A 20240-nucleotide genomic window follows, 5' to 3' on the forward strand; every position below is an offset into this window, starting at 1 on the left:
AAGGTTCCGTAGGCCAATTGACACTTGTCGTCGTTTACAGCCGGTAAGAAGAAATTGTTCTCCGCGGACGCGTTGAACAGGGGCCTGATTTCCCTTTCGAACCAGCGCAACGTCTCGAGCCCACGCAACTTGCTCGAAGCGGGAATTGGCACGCTGATTTCCTTCTTGTTCTTGTTGGCTGCAGCGGGAATGAGAAGGTGTCCGCCGCTCTTCTTTTCATGCCCGAGATCCAACCACGGATCCTGCCCCTTGTAAGACAGGATAAGCGCCACACTTGCCCGCAATGGGGAGACATCTGTTTCGATCGCAGCGAAGGCCGCGCATGTTCCGATCTGCCTTGCTTTTATGCGGTGCTTCTCCGCATCCATGGTGGGGCCATTCCGTGCCATGTCCAGGTGCCACTGGGAGAGGGAACGGAGCCGGATATGGTGTGATTGAAACTTTAGGCGTTCCCCACGTTGCGTTACCACGGTCCGACAGAAGTTCTTGTTCTTCTTCGTCATCTTGCTTTCGGAACCCGATTCTGCCGAAATCCAGTTGTCGGTTCGAATAATCTTTCGGAGATGGTCCGCTTGCTCGCCATTCTTCTCAAGCAGCCTGACAAGGGAGAAAAGATAGGTCCCGGCCGTCTTTGGTGTGATGGCCTGACGATCACCTAAATCCCACCAAGTGCGCCATTTCTTCACGCAAGCGACGATGTTCGCTTGATCGAAGGCAAACGCAATCGTCGGCATTTCTCCTATGTCCGCAACTTCGCAAACGCTGAGCGTTTTCAGCACTTTGCGAGATGCATCAAGGACCGGCTTGGAAAGCCTCCCATTGACGTAGTCCTCGTCCGTTTCCGACCAATCGCCACGTGTCGCGAGCTTGATCCAGAACTCCAGCTCTTCTTGCAAACCTTTCGGCAGTTCGAACGATGTTTCCGTACGATTGACCGCGGGGACCGGGGTCTTCGGCAGAAATCGAGATACCGTTGGCAAGGGCTTTTTCTGGAGTTTACGCAGCAACTCGAAACCTTCGATGACTGCTAACCTCTGTTTTGTTTCCATGGGCAAGGCCAGTAGCGCATCCCGGCCGATGCCTTCGAGTTGATGAACCTCGAGATCGAGCTGGCGAGCGAAGTCCGCGAGAACTGAAATCGCAATGCACTTGTTCTTGTTGAACGGCAGCGATTGAGTCGGATCCTCAGCAGCAGCCAGCAGGCCCTCCAAGAGGTGGTTCCAGCTGTCGTTGCGATGATTGCGCGACTTTCGGGCTGCGATAGCGCCGGTGGCACCGTTGATTGCTGCGGACAGGTTTCGCCGAAACGATTTCATTGCATTGACTGATTTCCACTGACTGCAGCGGTAATCTTCCAGCGGAAATTCCCTGAGCAGCTCCTTTCTGTTCGCGACGATGTCTTCAGGGCGGTTGCGAAGCAACTTGGCGGCGCGCTGCACGGACCGTTTGTAAAGGCGACGCGTGGTCCTTCCCAACGGAGCCGTCGGGCTGTCGAGCCAATGCAGGACATCTTCAAGGGTCAAATCGGAGCCTTGCACCCCGGCCGGCGTGAGCGAGGCTTGAATACTGCACGGGTTGAAGACGGTCATGATTATCTCTCCATTTGTCCGTTCGGCGTAGATGTTGGCCGTTTTCCGAAAGGACGAAGCGGGTGATGACAAACACCCGTCCAGAAAAGCCGCGCTTTTCTAAAGGGGTGGTTGTTATCTTTTCCGCTCTTCGCCCAAGGTGTCATCTCTTCGTTTCAGACGTCCGAAAACCGTTGTTCGAGGAAGGGGTTGAAGATCCCTGAGGGCTTTGGGGACGGTTGCGTTTTCATGGTCGCAGCCTCCATCGGGGCGCGCCGGGGATGATCCGGGAGTTGCTTGTAGACGGGGACGGGAAGGCCCGCGGCCCAGGCGTTCGCCTGCGCCTGTCGCCAGAGCTTCGGTTTGCTCCGAAACCGCAGACGCTCCGGGAAACTTGCATCGGGCTTTTTCAGGTCCATCCTTTGCGCGCTGCGCCTGGAGCCTTGCAGAAGTCCGGCGATGTCTTGGGTCGTCATATGCGGCAGCTTGAGCTGGTCCCACAGGCGTGGCGCCGGAGCCGCGAGGCCTTCGGCGACCCAGATGGCAAACCATGGATACCGCCCAGCTATGCGGCGCAGACCGAGACGGTTTGCCAACTCCCGGGTGGCGCGCAGGGAGGGCATGCGCCAGTAGATGCGCAACTCATCCAATGTCGCGGCGCCCGGGGTCTGTGGTTCGGTGATCATGCTGCACCTCCTTTCCGGACAGGAGATCGGTGCGTTCGCTTGAGACCGGAAATCATCCTTGATGCGGAACCGCGATGGCCTGCCGTTTTTGGCCCCGGACCGGCCCGGCGCGCCCCAAGGCACTTTTGCCGTAAAGGGAATTGACCAAATATTGCCCAAAAATAGTTCCGTCCGGTGCCGTTCGGTGCCGTTCGGCCGGTTTTTGCCGGGTCTGTTGCAGTGGTCAGTTTGTTGAATTTTGCCCTTGTAAACCTTGGGCTTGCCCGGCTATACGCGTCGACGGAGATGTGGCCGAGTGGTCGAAGGCGCTCCCCTGCTAAGGGAGTAGGCCCGGAAGGGTCTCGTGGGTTCGAATCCCATCGTCTCCGCCACCCCTTTCTTCAATTCAGTTCAGAACTTGAAGTATACCGATATTCCTTGATGCAAGGCGCCGCCCCGCCGAAAACCGCCACGCAATTGCCCCCACAAAATCAACGATCCAAGTGATCCACTGGGAGGAGTGCACCGTGTCCATCTTGAAACGCGGCAGGGTCTACCCGCATTGTAAGAGCGTCCAGATGCCATATCATGGCGTTGACCATTGGGGCGAGGTTTGGGTTTCCCGTCACACCGACTCGACCAGCATGGCCAAGCAACAGGCCGATGTGACCTGGACGAAGATTGTCGGGGGGGATGTCCCACGAACCGCATCGTCGGTCGAAACGCGATCCTGCAAATTGCCTCGGGTTCGACGGCAGCGTTCTTCTGAAGTTTGATGAAGGGGGTCAACGTAGGCGGGCGGGATCAGCCGCACCGCTTGGCCCTGTCGATCTCCCGGCTCCATCAATGGGCCCTCCGCACACTTCCGTCGCCACGACGCAAGATGGCAACTGGCTGAAGACCCCCCGCACCTGCGCGCGCCGCAGCGTCTTGCGCAGGCGGCATGAGCAGGTCGGCGCCGAAGAGGGGCGCGGCACGTGGTCCCCGCGCCCGGCCTTGAAGCGGGCCCCCAGCACCAGACATCTGGCCGGTCCAGTCCCCAAGTGCGCGGCAGACCTTGCCCGATCGTGATGCGTCAGCCGCGCAGAACCCCGCCGGTGGCCTTGGCGACCTTCTCGACGATCTTCTTGCCGACCGCCTCGATCTCGGCCTCGGTCAGGGTCTTGTCACGGGGCTGCATCCGCACGCTCAGCGCCAGCGATTTCTTGCCCTCGCCCAGCGCGCCGCCGATGAACTCGTCGAACACGCGCACCTCCTCGATCAGCGCCTTGTCGGCGCCGCTGGCCGCGTTGACCAGTTTCAGCGCCTCGACCTCGGCGTCGACGACAAAGGCGAAATCGCGTTCCACCGCCTGCAGGTCACGCAGTTGCAGCGCCGGACGCGTGGCGCCGGTCTTGCGCGGCATCGGAATCTCTTCGGGGAAGAGGACAAACCCCATCGCCGGCCCCTTCACGTCCATCGCGTCAAGCACCTTGGGGTGCAGCTCGCCAAAGACGCCCAGCACCTTTTTCGGCCCGAGGCAGATCTTGCCGTGCCGTCCCGGATGCCACCAACCCTCGGCGCCGCGCAGAACCTGCACCTTGGCCGGCGCGCCCATGGCCGCCAGCACCGCCTCGGCATCGGCCTTGGCGTCGAACACATCCACCGGGCGCATGGCGCCGTGCACATCGCGCGGGCCGGTACGCCCGACCAGAAGCCCGGCGATCATCTCGTGCTGCTGCTCGGGCTCGCCGCCGTGAAAGGCCGGGCCGACCTCGAACAGCGCCATGTCCATGAACCCGCGTGCCTGGTTGCGCGCCGCCGCCTGCAACAGACCCGGCAGCAGCGAGGGGCGCATGTGGCTCATCTCGGAACTGATCGGGTTTTCCAGCCGGCTGGCATCATCGCCGCCGCCGAACAGCGCCGCGCCGGCCTGGTCGATGAAGGAATAGCTGATGCACTCGTTGTATCCCAGCGCAGCCGAGGTGCGCCGCCCGGCCTGCAACCGCCGCTGCATCGGCGTCATCACCGGGCGCGGCACGCCCTCGGTCAGGCGCGGCAAGGGCTTGCCCTGCAGCCCGGTCAGCGAGGCAATGCGCGCCACCTCCTCGACCAGGTCGGCCTCGCCCTGCACGTCAGGCCGCCAGCTCGGCACATGGGCGATATTGCCCTCGAGCCGGAAACCGAGCCGGGTCAGCGTCTGGCGCTGCTCGCTCTCGGGGATCTCCATGCCGACCAGCGACTGTACCCGCGCCGGGTCCAGCTTGAAGGCGCGCGCAGGGTCCGGGATCGCACCCGCGACCACCACCTCGGAGGCCTCGCCGCCGCAGAGGTCGAGGATCATCTGGGTGGCCAGTTCCAGCCCCTCCAGCGTGAAGGCCGGGTCGATGCCGCGCTCGAAGCGATAGCGCGCGTCGGAATTGATCTTGAGCGCGCGGCCCGCCAGCGCGATCTGCACGTGGTCCCAATAGGCGCTTTCGACAAAGACGTTGACCGTCTCCTCGGTGCAGCCGGTCGCCTCGCCGCCCATGATGCCGGCGATGCTTTCCGGTCCGGTGTCGTCGGAGATCACCATCATGCCGGGCGCAAGGGTATAGTCCTTTTCGTCCAGCGCCCGCAGCGCCTCGCCGCCCGCGGCGCGATGCACCCGCAGGTTACCCGAGACCTTGTCGGCATCAAACACGTGCAGCGGCCGGTTGCGGTCGAAGGTGAAGAAGTTGGTGACATCCACCAGCGCCGAGATCGGCCGCAGCCCGATGGCACGCAACTGGTCTTGCAGCCACTGCGGGCTAGGGCCGTTCTTGACGCCCCGGATCAGGCGGCCGGAAAAGACCGGGCAGCCGTCCCGCGTGTCCTCGTCGATGGTCACCTCGATCGGGCACGGGAAATCGCCCGCCACCGGCACCGTCTCGCGCGGCTTCAGCGTACCCAGGCCGCGCGCGGCCAGGTCGCGGGCGATGCCGCGCACGCCCAACGCATCGGGGCGGTTGGGGGTGATGGCGATCTCGATCACCGGGTCGACCTTGGCCGGGTCGTTCTCGGCCAGCCAGTCGACGAAACGTTCACCGACCTCGCCCGAGGGCAAGTCGATGATGCCGTCATGCTCGTCGGACAGCTCCAGCTCGCGCTCCGAGGCCATCATGCCGTGGCTCTCGACTCCCCGGATCTTGCCGACGCTAAGGGTCACGTCGATGCCCGGCACGTAATCGCCCGGCTTGCACAGCACCACGGTGATGCCTTCACGCGCGTTCGGCGCGCCGCAGACGATCTGCTTGTCGCCCTCGTCGGTCTCGACCGTGCAGACCCGCAGCCGGTCGGCATCGGGGTGCTGTTCGGCGTGTTTGACCTTGGCAAGGGTAAAGCTTTTCAGCCGGTCGGCGGGATTGGTGATTTCCTCGACCTCGAGCCCGAGATCGGTGAGCGCCTCGGCGATCTCGTCAACCGAAGCTTCGGTGTCGAGGTGGTCTTTCAGCCAGGAGAGGGTGAATTTCATTGTTCTCGTCCGTCTCGTAGGGTGGGTGATCCGCCCACCGGTATCTGTCGGAGGGAAGGCAAGCTGCCCGCCCTACTCTACCTGCTCAACCCGCCATGCAGCGTCGGCACGTCCAAGGCACTGAACCCGTAGTGCCGCAGCCAGCGCAGGTCGCTGTCGAAGAAGGCCCGCAGATCGGGGATGCCGTATTTCAGCATCGCGATCCGGTCGATCCCCATGCCGAAGGCAAAGCCCTGGTATTCATAGGGGTCGATGCCGCCGGCCTCCAGCACCTTGGGGTGGACCATGCCGCTGCCCAGAACCTCGAGCCAGCCGTCGCCCTCGCCGATCTTGAGCTGCCCGTCCACCCAGGAACACTGGATGTCGACCTCGGCCGACGGTTCGGTAAAGGGAAAATGCGAGGCGCGGAACCGGGTCTTGATCCCGTCGATCTCGAAGAAGGCGGCAAAGAACTCTTCCAGCACCCATTTCAGGTTCGCCATCGAGATGTCCTTGTCGAGGGCCAGCCCCTCGACCTGGTGGAACATCGGCGTGTGGGTCTGGTCATAATCGGCGCGATAGACACCGCCGGGGCAGATGATGCGCAGCGGCGCGCCGGCCTTTTCCATGGTGCGGATCTGCACCGGGCTGGTATGGGTGCGCAGCACGTGCGGCGGGCGGTTGTCGCCCTCGGCCCGGTGCATGTAGAAGGTATCCATCTCGGCCCGCGCGGGATGGTGGCCGGGAATGTTCAGCGCGTCGAAATTGTGCCAGTCGGTCTCGATCCGCGGCCCCTCGGCAACGGAAAAGCCCATCTCGGCAAAGATCGCGGTGACCTCCTCGGTGACCTGGCTGACCGGGTGCAACGTGCCCATCCGCCGCCCGCGCGACGGCAACGTCACGTCCAGCCATTCACCGCGCAGCCGCTCGTCCAGCGCCGCGTCGGACAGCGCCGCCTTCTTGGCCGCCAGCGCGCTGTTGATCTCGTCCTTCAGCGCGTTCAGCGCCGGACCGGCGGTCTTGCGCTCTTCCGGGGTCATCTTGCCCAATTCGCGCATCTTCAGGCTGATCTCGCCCTTCTTGCCCACCGCGCCGACGCGGATCGTCTCCAGCGCGGCCTCGTCCCCGGCCTCGGCGATCTGCGCCAGGTATTTTGCCTTAAGATCGTCCATGACGGTCCCCCGATACTTGTTCCCGTCCTGCTAGCCCCGCCGCCCCGTGAATGCAAGTCACGCAACGGAGCGTTGGACAGCGCGCAGCCCCCGCCGCTACGCTCCGTCGCGAGGAGCAGGGGGAGAGACAGGATGAGCATATCGGAGCATTCCGTCGGCACCACCGCCGCCGAGCGGCGGCCGTGGCTGGTGCTGCTGGGCCTCGCGCTGGGGCTGTGCATCACCAACGGGTTCGCGCGGTTCGCCTACGGGCTCCTGCTGCCGGCGATGAAATCGGAACTGGGTTGGAGCTATGCCCAGGCCGGCTGGCTCAACACCGCCAACGCACTGGGATACCTGGCCGGCGCGGTGCTGACCATGCTGCTGATCTCTCGGATCAGCCCCTCGCGGCTGTTCAGCTTCGGCATCGTCACCACCACGCTGGCGCTGCTGGTCACCGGCTATGACCCGGCGCTGTGGTGGCAGACCCTGTGGCGGGTGCTGGCCGGGGTGTTCGGCGCACTGTCGTTCTCCACCGGCGGGGCGCTGGCGGCCCAGCTTTATGCCGACAACCCGCGCAAGAACGCGCTGGCCATCGCGTTCCTGTTCGGCTTCGGCGGCGGCTCGGGCATCGTGCTGGCCGGCGGCGCGCTGCCCCTGATGCTGGAATGGTACGGCCCCGCCTCCTGGCCCAGGGGCTGGTACCTGGTGGGCATCGCCTGCGTCCTGTTCGCCCCGCTCAGCCTCTGGGCGTCGGAGAGCCTGCGCCCGCCCCGGCAGGGCACCCAGCCCCGCGTGCGCCTGCCGCTGGCCCGCATGGCGCCCGAGATCGCCGGCTATGCCGCCTTCGGGCTGGGCTACATCGTCTACATGACCTTTCTCAGCGCCTGGATGACCGAACAAGGCTCGAGCGGACCGCTGATCGCGGCGGTCTGGACGCTTCTGGGAGTCTGCCTGTGCCTCTCGCCCTTTGTCTGGCGGCCGGTCTTCGCGCGGTTCGCCACCGGGGTGCCGCTGGCGATGATCCTGGCCTGTATCGCCGTGGGATCGGGCCTCGCGGTGATCTACCCCTCCGGCCCCGGTCTCGTGGTTTCGGCGATGGTATTCGGGCTCTCGGTGTTCATGGCGCCGGGCGCGGTGACCAATTTCACCCGCCACAACCTGCCGATGGCAAGCTGGGGCGCAGCGATCAGCCTGTTCACCGTGATCTTCGCCATCTCGCAGACCATCGGCCCGGTCGCCGCCGGCTGGCTGGGCGATACCTCGGGCGATATCGGCAACGGGCTGCTGGCGGCGGCGGCGGTGCTGGGCGCAGGCGCGCTGCTAGCCCTGATGCAAAGGCGGATCGACTGACCGCAGGGCCGCGAACAGGTGCCCCCTGCCCTGCAACGAAAAAGGCCGCCCCGAAGGAGCGGCCTTTCCTGTTTCAATGGGCGTCAGCCTCAGGCGGCCAGTGCGCCTTTGGCCTGCGCGACGATGGCGCCGAAGGCTTCGGGCTCGTGCACTGCCAGATCGGCCAGCACCTTGCGGTCCACCTCGATACCGGCCAGCGCCAGCCCGTTGATGAAGCGGCTGTAGGTCAGCGCCTCGTCATGGCTGCGCACGGCGGCGTTGATCCGCTGGATCCACAGCGCGCGGAAGTTCCGCTTGCGCTGCTTGCGGTCGCGGGTCGCATACTGGTTGGCCTTGTCAACGGCCTGCGTCGCCACCTTGAAGGTGTTCTTGCGGCGGCCGTAATAACCTTTGGCGGCCTTGACGACCTTCTTGTGACGGGCGTGGGTTGTGGTTCCACCTTTAACGCGGGACATACTGAATCCTCCTCTTAGCGGTCGTAGGGCATGAAGCCCTTGACGATCTTGGCGTCGGGGGCGGACAGGGTGGTGTTACCGCGGGCGTCGCGAATGAATTTCTTGGTGCGCTTGATCATGCCGTGGCGCTTGCCGGCCTGACCTGCCATGACCTTGCCTGTGGCGGTCACCTTGAAGCGCTTCTTGGCGCTGGATTTGGTCTTCATCTTGGGCATTTCCGTCTCCTGTCTTTCGGGTCGGTGTCAAGCGCGACTCGGCATGCCACTCGGGCCGGTCGCGCAGTCAGATGGGCCGTGTAGGGAAAACCGGGCGGCGAGGCAACCCCTTTATCGCATGAAGCGCCCGACCACGGAATAGAACACCCCCGGCACGTCGCGCACCGTGTAGCCCCCGGGGTGGGCGACATAGGCAAAGACAATGAGCCCGGTCGCGATCAGCAGGGTCGCGGCCGGGGCAATGGGCCGGCGGCCATCGCTATGGGCCGACATCGCCGCCGGAATCGCAAGTCCGACCAGGATCAGCCCGAGGACGAGGACAAGGTCGCTGTCCATGCCCTCAGCCCGGATCGGTGTTGTAGATCAGCCGTTCGTCGCAGGGCGCCACGCGCAGGATGTTGGTGGTACCCGGCACATTGAAGGGCACCCCGGCGGTCACCACGATCTGATCCTCTTCGGTGGCAAACCCACCGGCGCGGGCGGCCCGCGCGGCGTTGACTACCGCGCCCTTGAAACGCTCCAGCTCGGCCGTCATCACGCAGTTGCAGCCCCAGCTCAGGCACAGCCGCCGCGCGGTGCCGCGCAGGCTGGTCATGGCGATGATCGGCACGCCGGGCCGCTCCCGCGCGGTCAACAGCGCGGTTGTCCCGCTCTGGGTGAAACAGCAGATCGCCTTGATATCCGTGGTCTCGGCAATCTCGCGCGCCGCGGCCACCATGGCATCGGCGATCGAATGCCCCTCGGTCTGGCGCGAGGCCGCGATGATCGAGGCATAGTTGGTATCCGATTCGACCTCGGCGGCAACCTTGTCCATGGTCTGCACCGCCTCGACCGGATACTGCCCGGCCGCCGATTCCGCGCTGAGCATGATCGCATCGGTGCCTTCATAGATCGCCGCCGCCACGTCCGAGACTTCGGCGCGGGTGGGCATCGGGCTTTCGATCATGCTTTCGAGCATCTGGGTCGCCACGATCACCGGCTTGGCGGCGGCCCGGCACTTGCGGATCAGGCGCTTCTGGATCGGCGGCACCTTCTGCACCGGCAATTCCACCCCGAGATCGCCGCGCGCCACCATGATCCCGTCCGAGGCGACCAGGATCTCGTCGAACCGCTCCACCGCCGAGGGCTTCTCGATCTTGGCCAGAAGCGCCGCGCGCCCATCGGCCAGCGCGCGGGCCTCTTCGACATCCTCGGCGCGCTGGACAAAGGACAGCGCCAGCCAGTCGATCCCGAGGGTGCAGACGAATTCCAGGTCGGCGCGGTCCTTGTCCGACAGCGCCGCCAGCGGCAGCAGCACGTCGGGCACGTTGACCCCCTTGCGGTCGGATATCTCGCCGCCCGCGATCACCGTGCAGTCGGCGAAATCGGCGCCGCAGGCCTCGACCCGAAGGCGGATCTTGCCGTCATTGACCAGCAAGGTCGCACCGGGCGCGAGCGCCTGGAAAATCTCGGGATGCGGCAGGCAGACCCGCGCGCCATCGCCCGGCGCGCCGTCGAGGTCAAAGCGGAACGTCGCCCCTTCTGCCAGGTCCACCGGCCCCGCCGCAAAGGTACCGACGCGCAGCTTTGGCCCCTGCAGGTCCGCGAGGATGGCAATCGGGCTGTCGAGATCGCGCTCGACCTCGCGGATGATGCGATGCTTTTCGCGAATCTCGTCGTGGCTGCCGTGGCTCATGTTCAGGCGGAACACGTCGGCCCCGGCCTCGTGCAGGGCGCGGATGGTGTCGTAATCCTCCGACGCCGGCCCCAGGGTGGCCACGATCTTGACGTTTCGCAGGCGCCTCATTCCGCTCTCTCCTCGCATAAATGCCCGGCGCATCGCGCGCGGGTGGGTCATGTTACCGCAAACACCGGCCCGCCGGTTATTGCCCAATTCCCATTCCCGGGCAACTGCCCTAAAGGAGATGGCAAAGCGATGACAGGCAGATGACGTATACCCCATATTTCCTCCATGGCGAAACCCGCCCCGGCCGCTGGTTGGTGACCTGCGACCATGCGACCAATACCGTACCACCGCAGGTGGGAGGCGGCGCGCTGGGGTTGCCGCGCACGGACATGGAACGACATATCGCCTATGACGTGGGGGCTTACGGCGTTGCGCGGCATCTGGGCGAATTGCTGGATGGCCCTGTTATTGCATCGAATTTCTCGCGACTGGTGATCGACCCGAACCGGGGCGAGGACGACCCGACCCTGTTGATGAAGCTCTACGACGGTTCGGTGATCCCGGCCAACCGCGACGCCGACGCCGAGGAACGCGAACGGCGGCTGGAGCTGTGCTATCGTCCCTACCACGAGGCACAGGCGCGTCTGGCCACCCTGCCCCACGCGATTATCCTTTCGATTCATTCGTTTACCCGCCAGCTGCGCGGCCGCCCCCCGCGCCCCTGGGAGGTCGGTGTCCTCTATGCGAGCGATGCCCGCCTGGCGCATCCGCTGATCCGCGTTTTGCGGGAGGATGGGGATCTGACGGTGGGGGACAACGAACCCTACAGCGGCCATCTGCCGGGCGATTCCATCGACAAGCACGCGCTGGCGCAGGGGCGGCCCAACGTGTTGATCGAATTGAGAAATGACCTGATCGCCGACGAGGCGGGACAGCGGCACTGGGCCGAGCGACTGGCGCCGGCGCTGGAACGCGCGCTGGCCGAAACCGGGCTCTGACCGCCCGGATCGGGGAGTTCCCGCCCCGTTTCGTACCATCCGCGACCGGCCGGCCCCGGCCCAAAGCCCCGGATCAGGGAATTTTCCCGCCGTTTCGTACAATCGCGCCCGACGGGTGACAGCCGCCCCGATCGCGCCTAGATCTGGGGAAACAGACAAGGGAGACCGGAGATGGACGAACAGACCGAAATCGAACTTCAGGCCGCCGCCTTTCGCCGGCTGCAACAGCACCTGATGCAGGACCGCCCCGACGTGCAGAACATCGACCTGATGAACCTGGCCGGGTTCTGCCGCAACTGCCTGTCGCGCTGGTACCAGGAGGCCGCCGCCGAACGCGGCATCGAGATGACCAAGGACGAGGGGCGCGAAACCTTCTACGGCATGCCCTATGACCAGTGGAAGGCGCAGCACCAAACCGAGGCCGGACCGGAGAAACAGGCCGCCTTCCAGACCGCCTTTGCCGAGAACGTCGGGAAGAAGAAGGGGTAAGGAGGCAAGGGGCCTTTGCTGCCGCCTGTTGGGTCAGGGCGAGAATTGGATTGGGTGCGGACCTCCTGGGACATTCAGGCTCGGTTCGGCATTAGGAACAACGGGCGGGCAACGGCCGTTCACTGGGGTCGGCTCCGACCAGCGCAAAGCGGACACAAGCTGCCAGTTACTAAACAGCGCGTTGACGCAATCAGGCGTTGAGCTTAATGTACCGAGGCTCCATTTCGAGGCCAGAACGCGGGGAATTCGTGGACTTTACCAATATCAATGCCAAAATCGCGAAGCTTAACGCTTATGATGTAGCAACATTTGATAACCCGAGTAACAGCTTCAAGCATTTCACTCTTGAATTGAAGGTAGAGCGTTTTCGCCACTTAAGCAATGTCGCCATTCCATTTGATCATCCCGTGACGGTTCTTGCTGGAACGAACAAAATCGGAAAAACTAGCCTACTACTACTTTTAGCTTGCAGTCACGAAAAGTTCATGCGTTTGGATGCAAGCAAACCCGAACCCACTTGGCGCGAACATGCGTGGAAAGACGTCCTCACCTTTACAAAGCATGAGTCAGAAACGAATGACTACACCTACAGTATGAAGTGGCGTCTTGCCAATAAATTGATGAGCGGGGAAGGAAAAAGGCTGGCTAGCAGCAAGTCGTGGAGCGGCCTAGGGAAAAAGTCGAAAGAAATCCGGCAAAACGCAAAAATTAAAGACCGTGAGGTGCGGCTGATTGACCTAGATCGGCTCCTTCCGGCGAGAAGCTTTTCCGCCTCACTATTGCGAAAGTCTGGAAGTGGTGCACTGACGAAGATGAGCGATGATCTAGCAAGCGCATTTTGCTACGTTCTTGGCGTTCCTTACAAAGCTGATTTCGAGATTATGGAAGTTGGCGGACATGTGAACAAGCGATGCTACCTTATCAACGCTCCTGCGCACAGTTACTCAAGCTATGGAGCCGCTTCAGGCGAGGAAGCCTTGATCAATCTCCTACGGGACATCTTAGACGCCCCAGAAGGCAGCTTGATACTCATTGACGAGATAGAGGCCGGATTTCACCCAGCTGTTCAGAGGAAGTTAGTAAGGGTAATTTGCCAAATTGCTTGGGAGCAAAAAAAGCAGTTCGTCATGACCAGCCACTCATCCACGATCATTGATGCGATGCCGGCAAGTTCTAGGAAGTTTATCGAACATCACAATGAAGTGTACCGAACTATCTCTGGCATCGCTCCGCAGGCGGCACTTTCCAAAATGGATTCAATTGGTCACCCATTGGTGCGCCTTTTCTGTGAAGACGACCTTGCCGAATTCCTGATCAACAAGGTCGCCACGGAAATTTCGAAGGATCACAAGAATTTCAAAAGGCTGTTTGAGATCATCCGGTCAGGACCAGCCGACAAGGTCAAGAATGACTACGAGCGGCACAAGTTCTTCTTCGATCAACTTAGAAACAAAATTGGATATTGTGCGGTATTCGATGGAGATCATCGCAACAAGGCAGGTTTCAAAGAGTTGGGGGACGCTGACAAGTTCGTACACTTCCTGAAGCCAGATACTGCTCCTGAAGTGGCCTTGGGGAACGCTTACCTAGCTTCATATCCTAACACCGAACTTGAAGCGTTTTTAGGCGCCGACAATCATCACTCATTCTTTCAGAAGATGGTAGACATGGACCTAGCCGCAGACAAGGGAGACGCGAAGAACAAGTGCTACTCTGCCTTTGAGGGATCGGACGAGTTCTCGAACCACTTCGACTCCCTGAAAGCGTTCCTGATAGATACTGCTACCCATTTCAGCGAGGCCAAAGGCTAGTAGAGCCTTGCACAATTTTTTCCTGAGTAGCGGCTCTCGGACCCTACCAGCAAACAGTTTCGGAACAGGCCGAAAAGTCGGCCGAGCACCGAGTACGCGTACTGGCGGCCCCTCCCCCAACCCGCACAGGATCTGTTCGCGCCGGTGCCTTTTGCCCCGGGGCGCGGGGCGGTATCTTGCCGGCAGGCGATCCGCTTTCACGAAAGGCCCGACATGATGCGCATGCCCAGCTACTTCATCTCGCACGGGGGCGGTCCCTGGCCGTGGATCCCGGATATGGCCGCGCATCTGGAGCCGCTGGCCAGATCGCTCGCCGCGATGCCGGGCGAGATCGGGGCGCGGCCCGAGGCGGTTCTGATGATCTCGGGCCATTGGGAAAGTGACGCCTTCGCTGTGATGCACAGCGCCGCGCCGCCGATGGTTTACGATTATTTCAACTTTCCGCCGCATACCTACGAGATCACCTATCCCGCGCCCGGCGCGCCGCGCCTGGCCGAGCGGGTCGCCGGGATGATCGGGGCGGCGGGGCTGCCGGTGCGGCTGGACGATGAGATGGGGTTCGATCACGGCTGTTTCGTGCCGATGGCGGTGATGTACCCGCAGGCCGACGTGCCGCTGTTCCAGGTGTCGATGCGCCACGGCTATGACCCGGAGGAGCACATGGCGTTGGGCCGGGCGCTGGCACCGCTGCGCGACGAGGGGGTGCTGATCGTCGGCTCGGGGCTGAGCTATCACAACCTGGCGCAGTTCGGACCGGCGGCACGGGTGCCCTCGGCGGCGTTCGATGCCTGGCTGGACGAGGCGCTGGCCCGGGCGCCGGAGGCGCGGACAGGGGCAATCCAGGAGTGGGAGCGCGCGCCCTATGCCCGGGACTGCCACGCGCAGGAGGATCACCTGGCGCCGCTGTTCACGGCGCTTGGCACGGCGGAGGCCGAGCCGGCCACCCGCGTCTATCATCAGACCGGGGTGTTCGGCGGCGTCACCGCGTCGAGCTGGCGCTTTGGCTGAGGGGGCGCGTCAGAACACCGCCAGCATCACCGCCCCGGTCGCGATCAGCGCCACCCCGGTCCAGCCGCCGACCGACATCTGTTCGCCGAGGAACACCGCCGCGATCAGCGCCACGAAGACCACGCTGAGCTTGTCGACCGGCGCTACCTGCGAGACCTTGCCCAGCTTGAGCGCGCGGAAGTAGCACAGCCAAGAGGCCCCGGTCGCCAGCCCCGAGAGCACCAGGAACAGCGCGCCTTTCGGAGAGATCGCGCTGAGCGGTTCGAAGCCGCTGCGCAGCCAGAGGATCGCCGCCAGGACCGCGATCACCACCAGCGTTCGTAGAAAGGTGGCAAAGTCGGAATTGACCTCTGCCACCCCCAGTTTCGCGAAGATCGCCGTCATCGCCGCGAAGATCGCGGCGAGCAGCGCCCAGAATTGCCAAGTCGCAGCCATTGCGCCCCCTGTTCGGCCGCGCTGCTGCGATCCGGGATCAGATCGCCGACTTGCGGCTCTCCTCAATGTAGATCTCGCGCAGGCGTTTGGCTACCGGGCCGGGTGTGCCGGTGCCGACGGCAACACCATCGACCTCGACGATCGGCATCACGAAGGCCGAGGCGGAGGTATAGAAGGCCTCGTCGGCGGATTGTGCCTCTTCGATGGTGTAGGGGCGTTCCTCGACCTCCATCTGGGCCTCCTGCGCCATCTTCAGCACCGAGGCACGGGTGATGCCGTGCAGGATGTCGTTGGACAGCTGGCGGGTGATGATCTTGCCGTTCTTGACGATATAGGCGTTGTTCGAGGAGCCTTCGGTGACGAAACCGTCCTCGACGAACCAGGCGTCGTCCTTGCCCTCTTTCTCGGCCGCCATCTTGGCCATCGACGCATAGAGCAGTTGCACGGTCTTGATGTCGCGGCGGTGCCAGCGCAGGTCGGGGACCGAGATCACCTTGATGCCCTTGTCGGCCTTGGGATCGGTGGACAGGCCCGGCTTGGACTGGGTGTAGAGCACCACGGTCGGCGGCGTGCCTTCGGGCGGGTAGTGGAAATCGCGGTCGCCGACGTTGCCGCGCGTGACCTGGAGATAGACGCCGCCCTCTTCCACGTCGTTCAGGTCGATCAGCTTGCGGTGGATGTCCAGCCATTCGTCGCGGCTGATGTCGCAGGTGATCTCCAGCTCCTTGAGCGAGCGGGCGAGGCGGGCCATGTGGCCGTCGAACTCGGTCAGCTTGCCGTCGAGCACGCAGGTCACCTCATAGACCGCGTCGCCCATGACGAAGCCGCGGTCGAAGATCGACACGCTGGCCTCGGTTTCCGGCAGGTAGTCTCCGTTCAGGTATACGGTGCGGGTCATGGGATTTTCCTTTTTGTCTTGTCGGGCGCCGCCCGTTTGTCGTCTGTTCGGTTGTCAGCCCCAGAGGGCGGGGACGGGCGGGTGCACGCCGCTGTCGTCGAATACCAGAGGTTGATCCCGGTCTTCGGCCAGAAGCAGCGGGCCGTCAAGATCCACCACCCGCGCGCCCTGTGCCACCAGCGTCGCCGGCGCCATGGCGAGCGAGCTGCCCACCATGCAGCCGACCATCACGTCATAGCCCGCCGCCCGCGCCGCGTCGCGCAGCAGCAGCGCCTCGGTCAACCCGCCGGTCTTGTCGAGCTTGATGTTGACCACGTCGTACTTGCCCTTGAGCCCGGGCAGCGAGGCGCGATCGTGGCAGCTTTCGTCGGCGCAGACGGGAACCGGGCGGTCCATCCCGATCAGGGCCTCGTCCTCGCCCGCCGGCAGCGGTTGTTCGACCAGTCCGACGCCGAGGCGGACAAGGTGCGGGGCGAGGTCGGCATAGACCTCGGCCGACCAACCCTCGTTGGCGTCGATGATGATGCGGGCCTCGGGCGCGCCTTTGCGCACCGCCTCGAGGCGGGGCATGTCGTCGGGCGTGCCGAGCTTGATCTTCAAGAGCGGGCGATGGGCGTTCTTCTGCGCCTGCGCCAGCATCGCCTCGGGGGTGTCGAGCGACAGGGTATAGGCGGTGATCTCCGGCGCCGGTGCGGGCAGGCCGGCCAGCTCCCACACGCGTTTGCCGGCGGCCTTGGCCTCGAGATCCCACAGCGCGCAATCGACGGCGTTGCGGGCGGCCCCGGCCGGCAGCAACTCCTGCAGCGTGGCGCGGGTCACATCGGCGGGCAGGCCGCGAATCTGGGCCTCGACCGAGTCGAGCGTCTCGTCATAACGGGCATAGGGCACACATTCGCCCCGGCCGGTGATGCCGTCTCGGGTGACATGGGCGGTCAGCACCTTGGCCTCGGTCCGCGAGCCACGGCTGATGGTAAAGACCTGGGCGAGCTTGAAAACGTCGCGGGTGACCTCGATGGACATGGTGTTCTCCCTTCGGGGGCCGGGCACGGCACGTCCTGCCGCGCCCCGGTGTCATTTGGGTCCGGGGGAGCATGCCCCCCGGCTTGCGCGATCCGGCTTACAGCGCTGCCAGCGCGTCGGCCAGCTTTTCGGCGCCGAACCGGTAAGGGTCGGTTGCCGGCAGGCCCATTTTCGCCTCCAGATCGGCCAGATAGGCGGTCGCCTCGTCCTGCGACATGTGCTGGGTGTTGACCGAGATCCCCGCCACCTGGCAGGCCGGGTTGGCGACCTGTGCCAGCGGCAGCGCGATGTCGCGCAGCGCCTCGAGCGTGGGCGGCGTGTAGCCGGGCAACCCGCGCATGTGGGTGCGGGTGGGTTCGTGGCTCAGGATCAGCGCGTCGGGCTGGCCGCCGTGGATCAGCGCCATGGTCACGCCGGAATAGGAAACGTGGAACAGGCTGCCCTGCCCTTCGATGATGTCCCAGTGATCGGCGTCATTGTCGGGCGTCAGCCATTCGATCGAGCCGGCCATGAAGTCGGCGACCACGGCGTCGAGCGGCACGCCGTTGCCGGTGATCAGGATGCCGGTCTGGCCGGTGGCGCGGAAGGTGGATTTCATCCCCTTGGCGCGCATCGCGCTGTCCAGCGCCAGCGCAGTGTACATCTTGCCGACCGAGCAGTCGGTGCCGACGGCGAGCACGCGCTTGCCGCTGCGTTTCACGCCACTGGCGATCGGGAACTCGACCTCGGGGACGCGCACGTCATGCAGCGCCTGGCCGGTGGCCTCGGCGACGGCGACCAGGTCGGGCTCCTCGCGCAGCAGGTTGTGCAGCCCGGAGGCCAGGTCGAAGCCCTCTTCCAGCGCGGCGACCAGCACCTTTTTCCATGCCTGCGAGATAACGCCACCCCGGTTGGCGACGCCGATCACCAGCGTCTTGGCGCCGGCGGCCTTGGCTGCGGCAAGGTCCATGTCGGGCAGGCCGAGATCGGCCTTGCAGCCCTCCATGCGGTATTGGCCGACGGCATTTTCCGGGCGCCAGTCCTTGATGCCCTGTGCCACCTTGGCGGCAAGTTGGTCGGGCGCGTCGCCCAGGAACAACAGATACGGTGTCTCGATCATCGCGCGGGTCTCCTTTGATTCCTGCGCAAGCTATCGGAAGGTCGGGGGGAATGTATCGCGTTTTCCACGCGGATCGTCCGGTATGGCCGAAGATTCTTCGCAACAGCGCATGAGATGCCGAAGAATTGCGCAGCCACCCGGCCTGAACAGGCGCGGATCGTGCCATGCGGGGGTGAAATGCTGCGCCTGCACAATTCCCTTGCAGGGGGCGGCGCAATTTAATACGCCCTGAGACTGAAAATCCGCAATATCCTTACCCGGAGAGTAGTGACATGAGCTTTCGCATCCAGCCCGCCGCGCCCGCACGCCCCAACCGTTGCCAGTTGTTCGGCCCCGGGTCGCGCCCGGCGATCTTCGAGAAGATGGCGGCGAGCGCCGCGGACGTGATCAACCTCGACCTGGAGGATTCGGTCGCGCCCACCGACAAGGACAGCGCGCGCGCCAACATCATCAAGGCGATCTCGGACGTCGACTGGGGCAACAAGACGCTGAGCGTACGGATCAACGGGCTGGACACGCCCTATTGGTACCGCGACGTGATCGACCTGCTGGAGCAGGGCGGCGAACGGCTGGACCAGATCATGATTCCCAAGGTCGGCTGTGCCGGCGACATCTACGCGGTGGACGCTCTGGTGACCGCGATCGAGACCGCCAAGGGGCGCGAGAAGAAGATCGCCTTCGAGGTGATCATCGAAAGCGCGGCGGGCATCGCCCACGTGGAAGAGATCGCCGCCGCCAGCCCCCGGTTGGAGGCGATGAGCCTTGGCGCGGCGGATTTCGCGGCCTCGATGGGGATGCAGACCACCGGCATCGGCGGCACGCAGGAAAACTATTACATGCTGCGGGAGGGACAGAAGCACTGGTCGGACCCGTGGCACTGGGCGCAGGCCGCCATCGTCGCCGCCTGCCGCACCCACGGGGTGCTGCCGGTGGACGGGCCGTTCGGCGATTTCAGCGACGACGAGGGGTTCCGCGCGCAGGCGCTGCGCTCGGCCACGCTGGGCATGGTCGGCAAATGGGCGATCCACCCCAAGCAGGTGGCACTGGCCAACGAGGTGTTCACGCCGTCGGAGGCGGCAGTGGCCGAGGCGCGCGAGATCCTCGCCGCGATGGAAGAGGCCAAGGCCCGCGGCGAGGGCGCGACCGTCTACAAGGGCCGGCTGGTGGATATCGCCAGCATCAAGCAGGCCGAAGTGATCGTGCGCCAGTCCGAGATGATCGCCGGAAGCTGAGGCGACCTGCCCCGGGGACGGCGTCGACCGCCGCGCCCGGGGCCCCCTGCGTCCGAGACCCCGGATCAGGTCCGGGGTGACGGGGGGCGGCCCGGGACCGGAGGGAGGCCGATGACAGACCTGACCCTGCTCCATACCGCGCAAGTCCATCGTGCCACGTTCGACGCGCTGGCGGCGCGGATCGCACCCGGCGCGCGGTTGTGCCATGTGGTGCGGCCCGACTGGCTGACACGGGCGCAGAACGGGATCGGCGCCGACCTGGCGGATGAGATCAGGGAAACGATTACCGCTGCGCCGGGGCCGGTGCTGTGCTCTTGCACCACGCTGGGGCCGGTGGCGGGGGCGGCGGGCGCGGTGCGCATCGACGCGCCGATGATGGCGCAGGCCGCGCAGACCGGCGGTCCGGTTCTGCTGGCCTATTGCCTCGACAGCACGCGGGTGGCCTCGCGCGATCTGTTGGCCGAGGCATTGGACGCGGGGACGAAGTTTCGCCTGCTGGACCTCACCGAGCTTTGGCCCCTGTTCGAGCGTGGAGAGGGCGAACGGTTCGCCCGCGCCATTGCCGGGCGGGTGGCGGCGGCGCTGGCGGATGCCCCGGACACCGGATGCGTGGTGCTGGCCCAGGCCTCGATGGCCGGGGCGGCCGCACATATCACCGCGCACGTGCCGGTGCTGAGTTCACCGGAGACCGCGCTGCGGGCGGCGCTGGGCCTGCCCCGAGCCTAG

Annotated in this window: 19 protein-coding genes, 1 tRNA gene and 1 pseudogene; 8 read left to right on the forward strand and 13 right to left on the reverse strand. The window is 64.4% G+C overall.

Annotated features, from left to right (window positions below):
- Together ABWV23_RS21685 and ABWV23_RS21690 are read right to left on the reverse strand one after the other, a co-directional pair.
- On the reverse strand, positions 1-1589 hold a 1589-nt coding region (locus tag ABWV23_RS21685), incomplete at its 3' end, for a hypothetical protein (RefSeq protein WP_353351671.1).
- Between the two features lie 155 nt (positions 1590-1744).
- Entirely contained in the window at positions 1745-2254 is a 510-nt protein-coding gene (locus tag ABWV23_RS21690; protein WP_353351673.1) for a hypothetical protein, read from the reverse strand.
- 281 nt (positions 2255-2535) lie between these two features.
- On the opposite strand from ABWV23_RS21690, the gene ABWV23_RS21695 reads away from it, so the two are divergent.
- Positions 2536-2625 (forward strand) — tRNA-Ser (locus ABWV23_RS21695).
- Between the two features lie 307 nt (positions 2626-2932).
- Here the strand turns inward: ABWV23_RS21695 and ABWV23_RS21700 are convergent.
- The 3 genes and pseudogenes from ABWV23_RS21700 to pheS all read right to left on the reverse strand — a co-directional run.
- Positions 2933-3171, reverse strand: a pseudogene (locus ABWV23_RS21700) (IS110 family transposase); the annotation flags it as partial.
- 137 nt (positions 3172-3308) lie between these two features.
- Entirely contained in the window at positions 3309-5705 is a 2397-nt protein-coding gene (gene pheT / locus ABWV23_RS21705) for a phenylalanine--tRNA ligase subunit beta (RefSeq protein WP_353351675.1), read from the reverse strand.
- 77 nt (positions 5706-5782) lie between these two features.
- Positions 5783-6856 carry a phenylalanine--tRNA ligase subunit alpha gene (pheS, locus tag ABWV23_RS21710; protein WP_353351677.1) on the reverse strand — a complete coding sequence of 358 codons (1074 nt, stop codon included), beginning with the start codon at positions 6854-6856 and terminating at the stop codon, positions 5783-5785.
- A gap of 132 nt (positions 6857-6988) precedes the next feature.
- Here pheS and ABWV23_RS21715 point away from each other — a divergent pair, with 132 nt between their 5' ends.
- Entirely contained in the window at positions 6989-8188 is a 1200-nt protein-coding gene (locus ABWV23_RS21715; protein WP_353351679.1) for a YbfB/YjiJ family MFS transporter, read from the forward strand.
- 89 nt (positions 8189-8277) lie between these two features.
- Here the strand turns inward: ABWV23_RS21715 and rplT are convergent, their stop codons facing one another.
- The 4 genes from rplT to pyk all read right to left on the reverse strand — a co-directional run bounded on the left by rplT (position 8278) and on the right by pyk (position 10644).
- Positions 8278-8643, reverse strand: coding sequence for a 50S ribosomal protein L20 (gene rplT, locus ABWV23_RS21720; RefSeq protein ID WP_353351681.1), 366 nt, complete (start codon positions 8641-8643; stop codon positions 8278-8280).
- A gap of 14 nt (positions 8644-8657) precedes the next feature.
- On the reverse strand, positions 8658-8858 hold the full coding sequence (gene rpmI, locus ABWV23_RS21725) for a 50S ribosomal protein L35 (protein WP_353351683.1): 201 nt from the start codon (positions 8856-8858) through the stop codon (positions 8658-8660).
- A 111-nt stretch (positions 8859-8969) separates the two neighbouring features.
- Entirely contained in the window at positions 8970-9194 is a 225-nt protein-coding gene (locus ABWV23_RS21730) for a hypothetical protein (protein WP_353351685.1), read from the reverse strand.
- 4 nt (positions 9195-9198) lie between these two features.
- Entirely contained in the window at positions 9199-10644 is a 1446-nt protein-coding gene (gene pyk / locus ABWV23_RS21735; protein WP_353351687.1) for a pyruvate kinase, read from the reverse strand.
- Between the two features lie 140 nt (positions 10645-10784).
- Here pyk and ABWV23_RS21740 point away from each other — a divergent pair, with 140 nt between their 5' ends.
- The 4 genes from ABWV23_RS21740 (at position 10785) to ABWV23_RS21755 (ending at position 14830) form a co-directional block, all read left to right on the forward strand.
- Positions 10785-11522, forward strand: a complete 738-nt coding sequence (locus tag ABWV23_RS21740; RefSeq protein ID WP_353351689.1) for an N-formylglutamate amidohydrolase — start codon at positions 10785-10787, stop codon at positions 11520-11522.
- Positions 11523-11693: 171 nt separating this feature from the next.
- Positions 11694-12011 carry a DUF1244 domain-containing protein gene (locus ABWV23_RS21745; RefSeq protein ID WP_353351691.1) on the forward strand — a complete coding sequence of 106 codons (318 nt, stop codon included), beginning with the start codon at positions 11694-11696 and terminating at the stop codon, positions 12009-12011.
- A 248-nt stretch (positions 12012-12259) separates the two neighbouring features.
- Positions 12260-13822 carry an AAA family ATPase gene (locus ABWV23_RS21750; protein WP_353351693.1) on the forward strand — a complete coding sequence of 521 codons (1563 nt, stop codon included), beginning with the start codon at positions 12260-12262 and terminating at the stop codon, positions 13820-13822.
- Between the two features lie 222 nt (positions 13823-14044).
- The gene (locus ABWV23_RS21755; RefSeq protein ID WP_353351695.1) at positions 14045-14830 is read left to right on the forward strand and encodes a DODA-type extradiol aromatic ring-opening family dioxygenase; all 786 of its coding nucleotides are present in this window, start codon (positions 14045-14047) and stop codon (positions 14828-14830) included.
- 9 nt (positions 14831-14839) lie between these two features.
- On the opposite strand, the gene ABWV23_RS21760 is transcribed toward ABWV23_RS21755, so the two are convergent.
- The 4 genes from ABWV23_RS21760 to dgcN form a co-directional block, all read right to left on the reverse strand.
- Positions 14840-15265: an EamA family transporter gene (locus tag ABWV23_RS21760; RefSeq protein WP_353351697.1), complete on the reverse strand. Its 426-nt coding sequence runs from the start codon at positions 15263-15265 to the stop codon at positions 14840-14842.
- Positions 15266-15302: 37 nt separating this feature from the next.
- On the reverse strand, positions 15303-16163 hold the full coding sequence (locus ABWV23_RS21765; RefSeq protein ID WP_353351699.1) for a D-amino-acid transaminase: 861 nt from the start codon (positions 16161-16163) through the stop codon (positions 15303-15305).
- A 54-nt stretch (positions 16164-16217) separates the two neighbouring features.
- Positions 16218-17183 carry an N-acetyl-D-Glu racemase DgcA gene (dgcA, locus tag ABWV23_RS21770; RefSeq protein ID WP_353351701.1) on the reverse strand — a complete coding sequence of 322 codons (966 nt, stop codon included), beginning with the start codon at positions 17181-17183 and terminating at the stop codon, positions 16218-16220.
- A gap of 97 nt (positions 17184-17280) precedes the next feature.
- A complete protein-coding gene (gene dgcN / locus ABWV23_RS21775) occupies positions 17281-18282 on the reverse strand; it encodes an N-acetyltransferase DgcN (protein ID WP_353351704.1) in 1002 nt (333 codons plus the stop codon).
- Positions 18283-18554: 272 nt separating this feature from the next.
- On the opposite strand from dgcN, the gene ABWV23_RS21780 reads away from it, so the two are divergent.
- Positions 18555-19514 carry an L-malyl-CoA/beta-methylmalyl-CoA lyase gene (locus tag ABWV23_RS21780; RefSeq protein WP_353351706.1) on the forward strand — a complete coding sequence of 320 codons (960 nt, stop codon included), beginning with the start codon at positions 18555-18557 and terminating at the stop codon, positions 19512-19514.
- A 111-nt stretch (positions 19515-19625) separates the two neighbouring features.
- A complete protein-coding gene (locus ABWV23_RS21785; protein WP_353351708.1) occupies positions 19626-20240 on the forward strand; it encodes a hypothetical protein in 615 nt (204 codons plus the stop codon).

This window comes from Aquicoccus sp. SU-CL01552 (genome assembly GCF_040365005.1).
Taxonomy (GTDB): domain Bacteria; phylum Pseudomonadota; class Alphaproteobacteria; order Rhodobacterales; family Rhodobacteraceae; genus Antarcticimicrobium.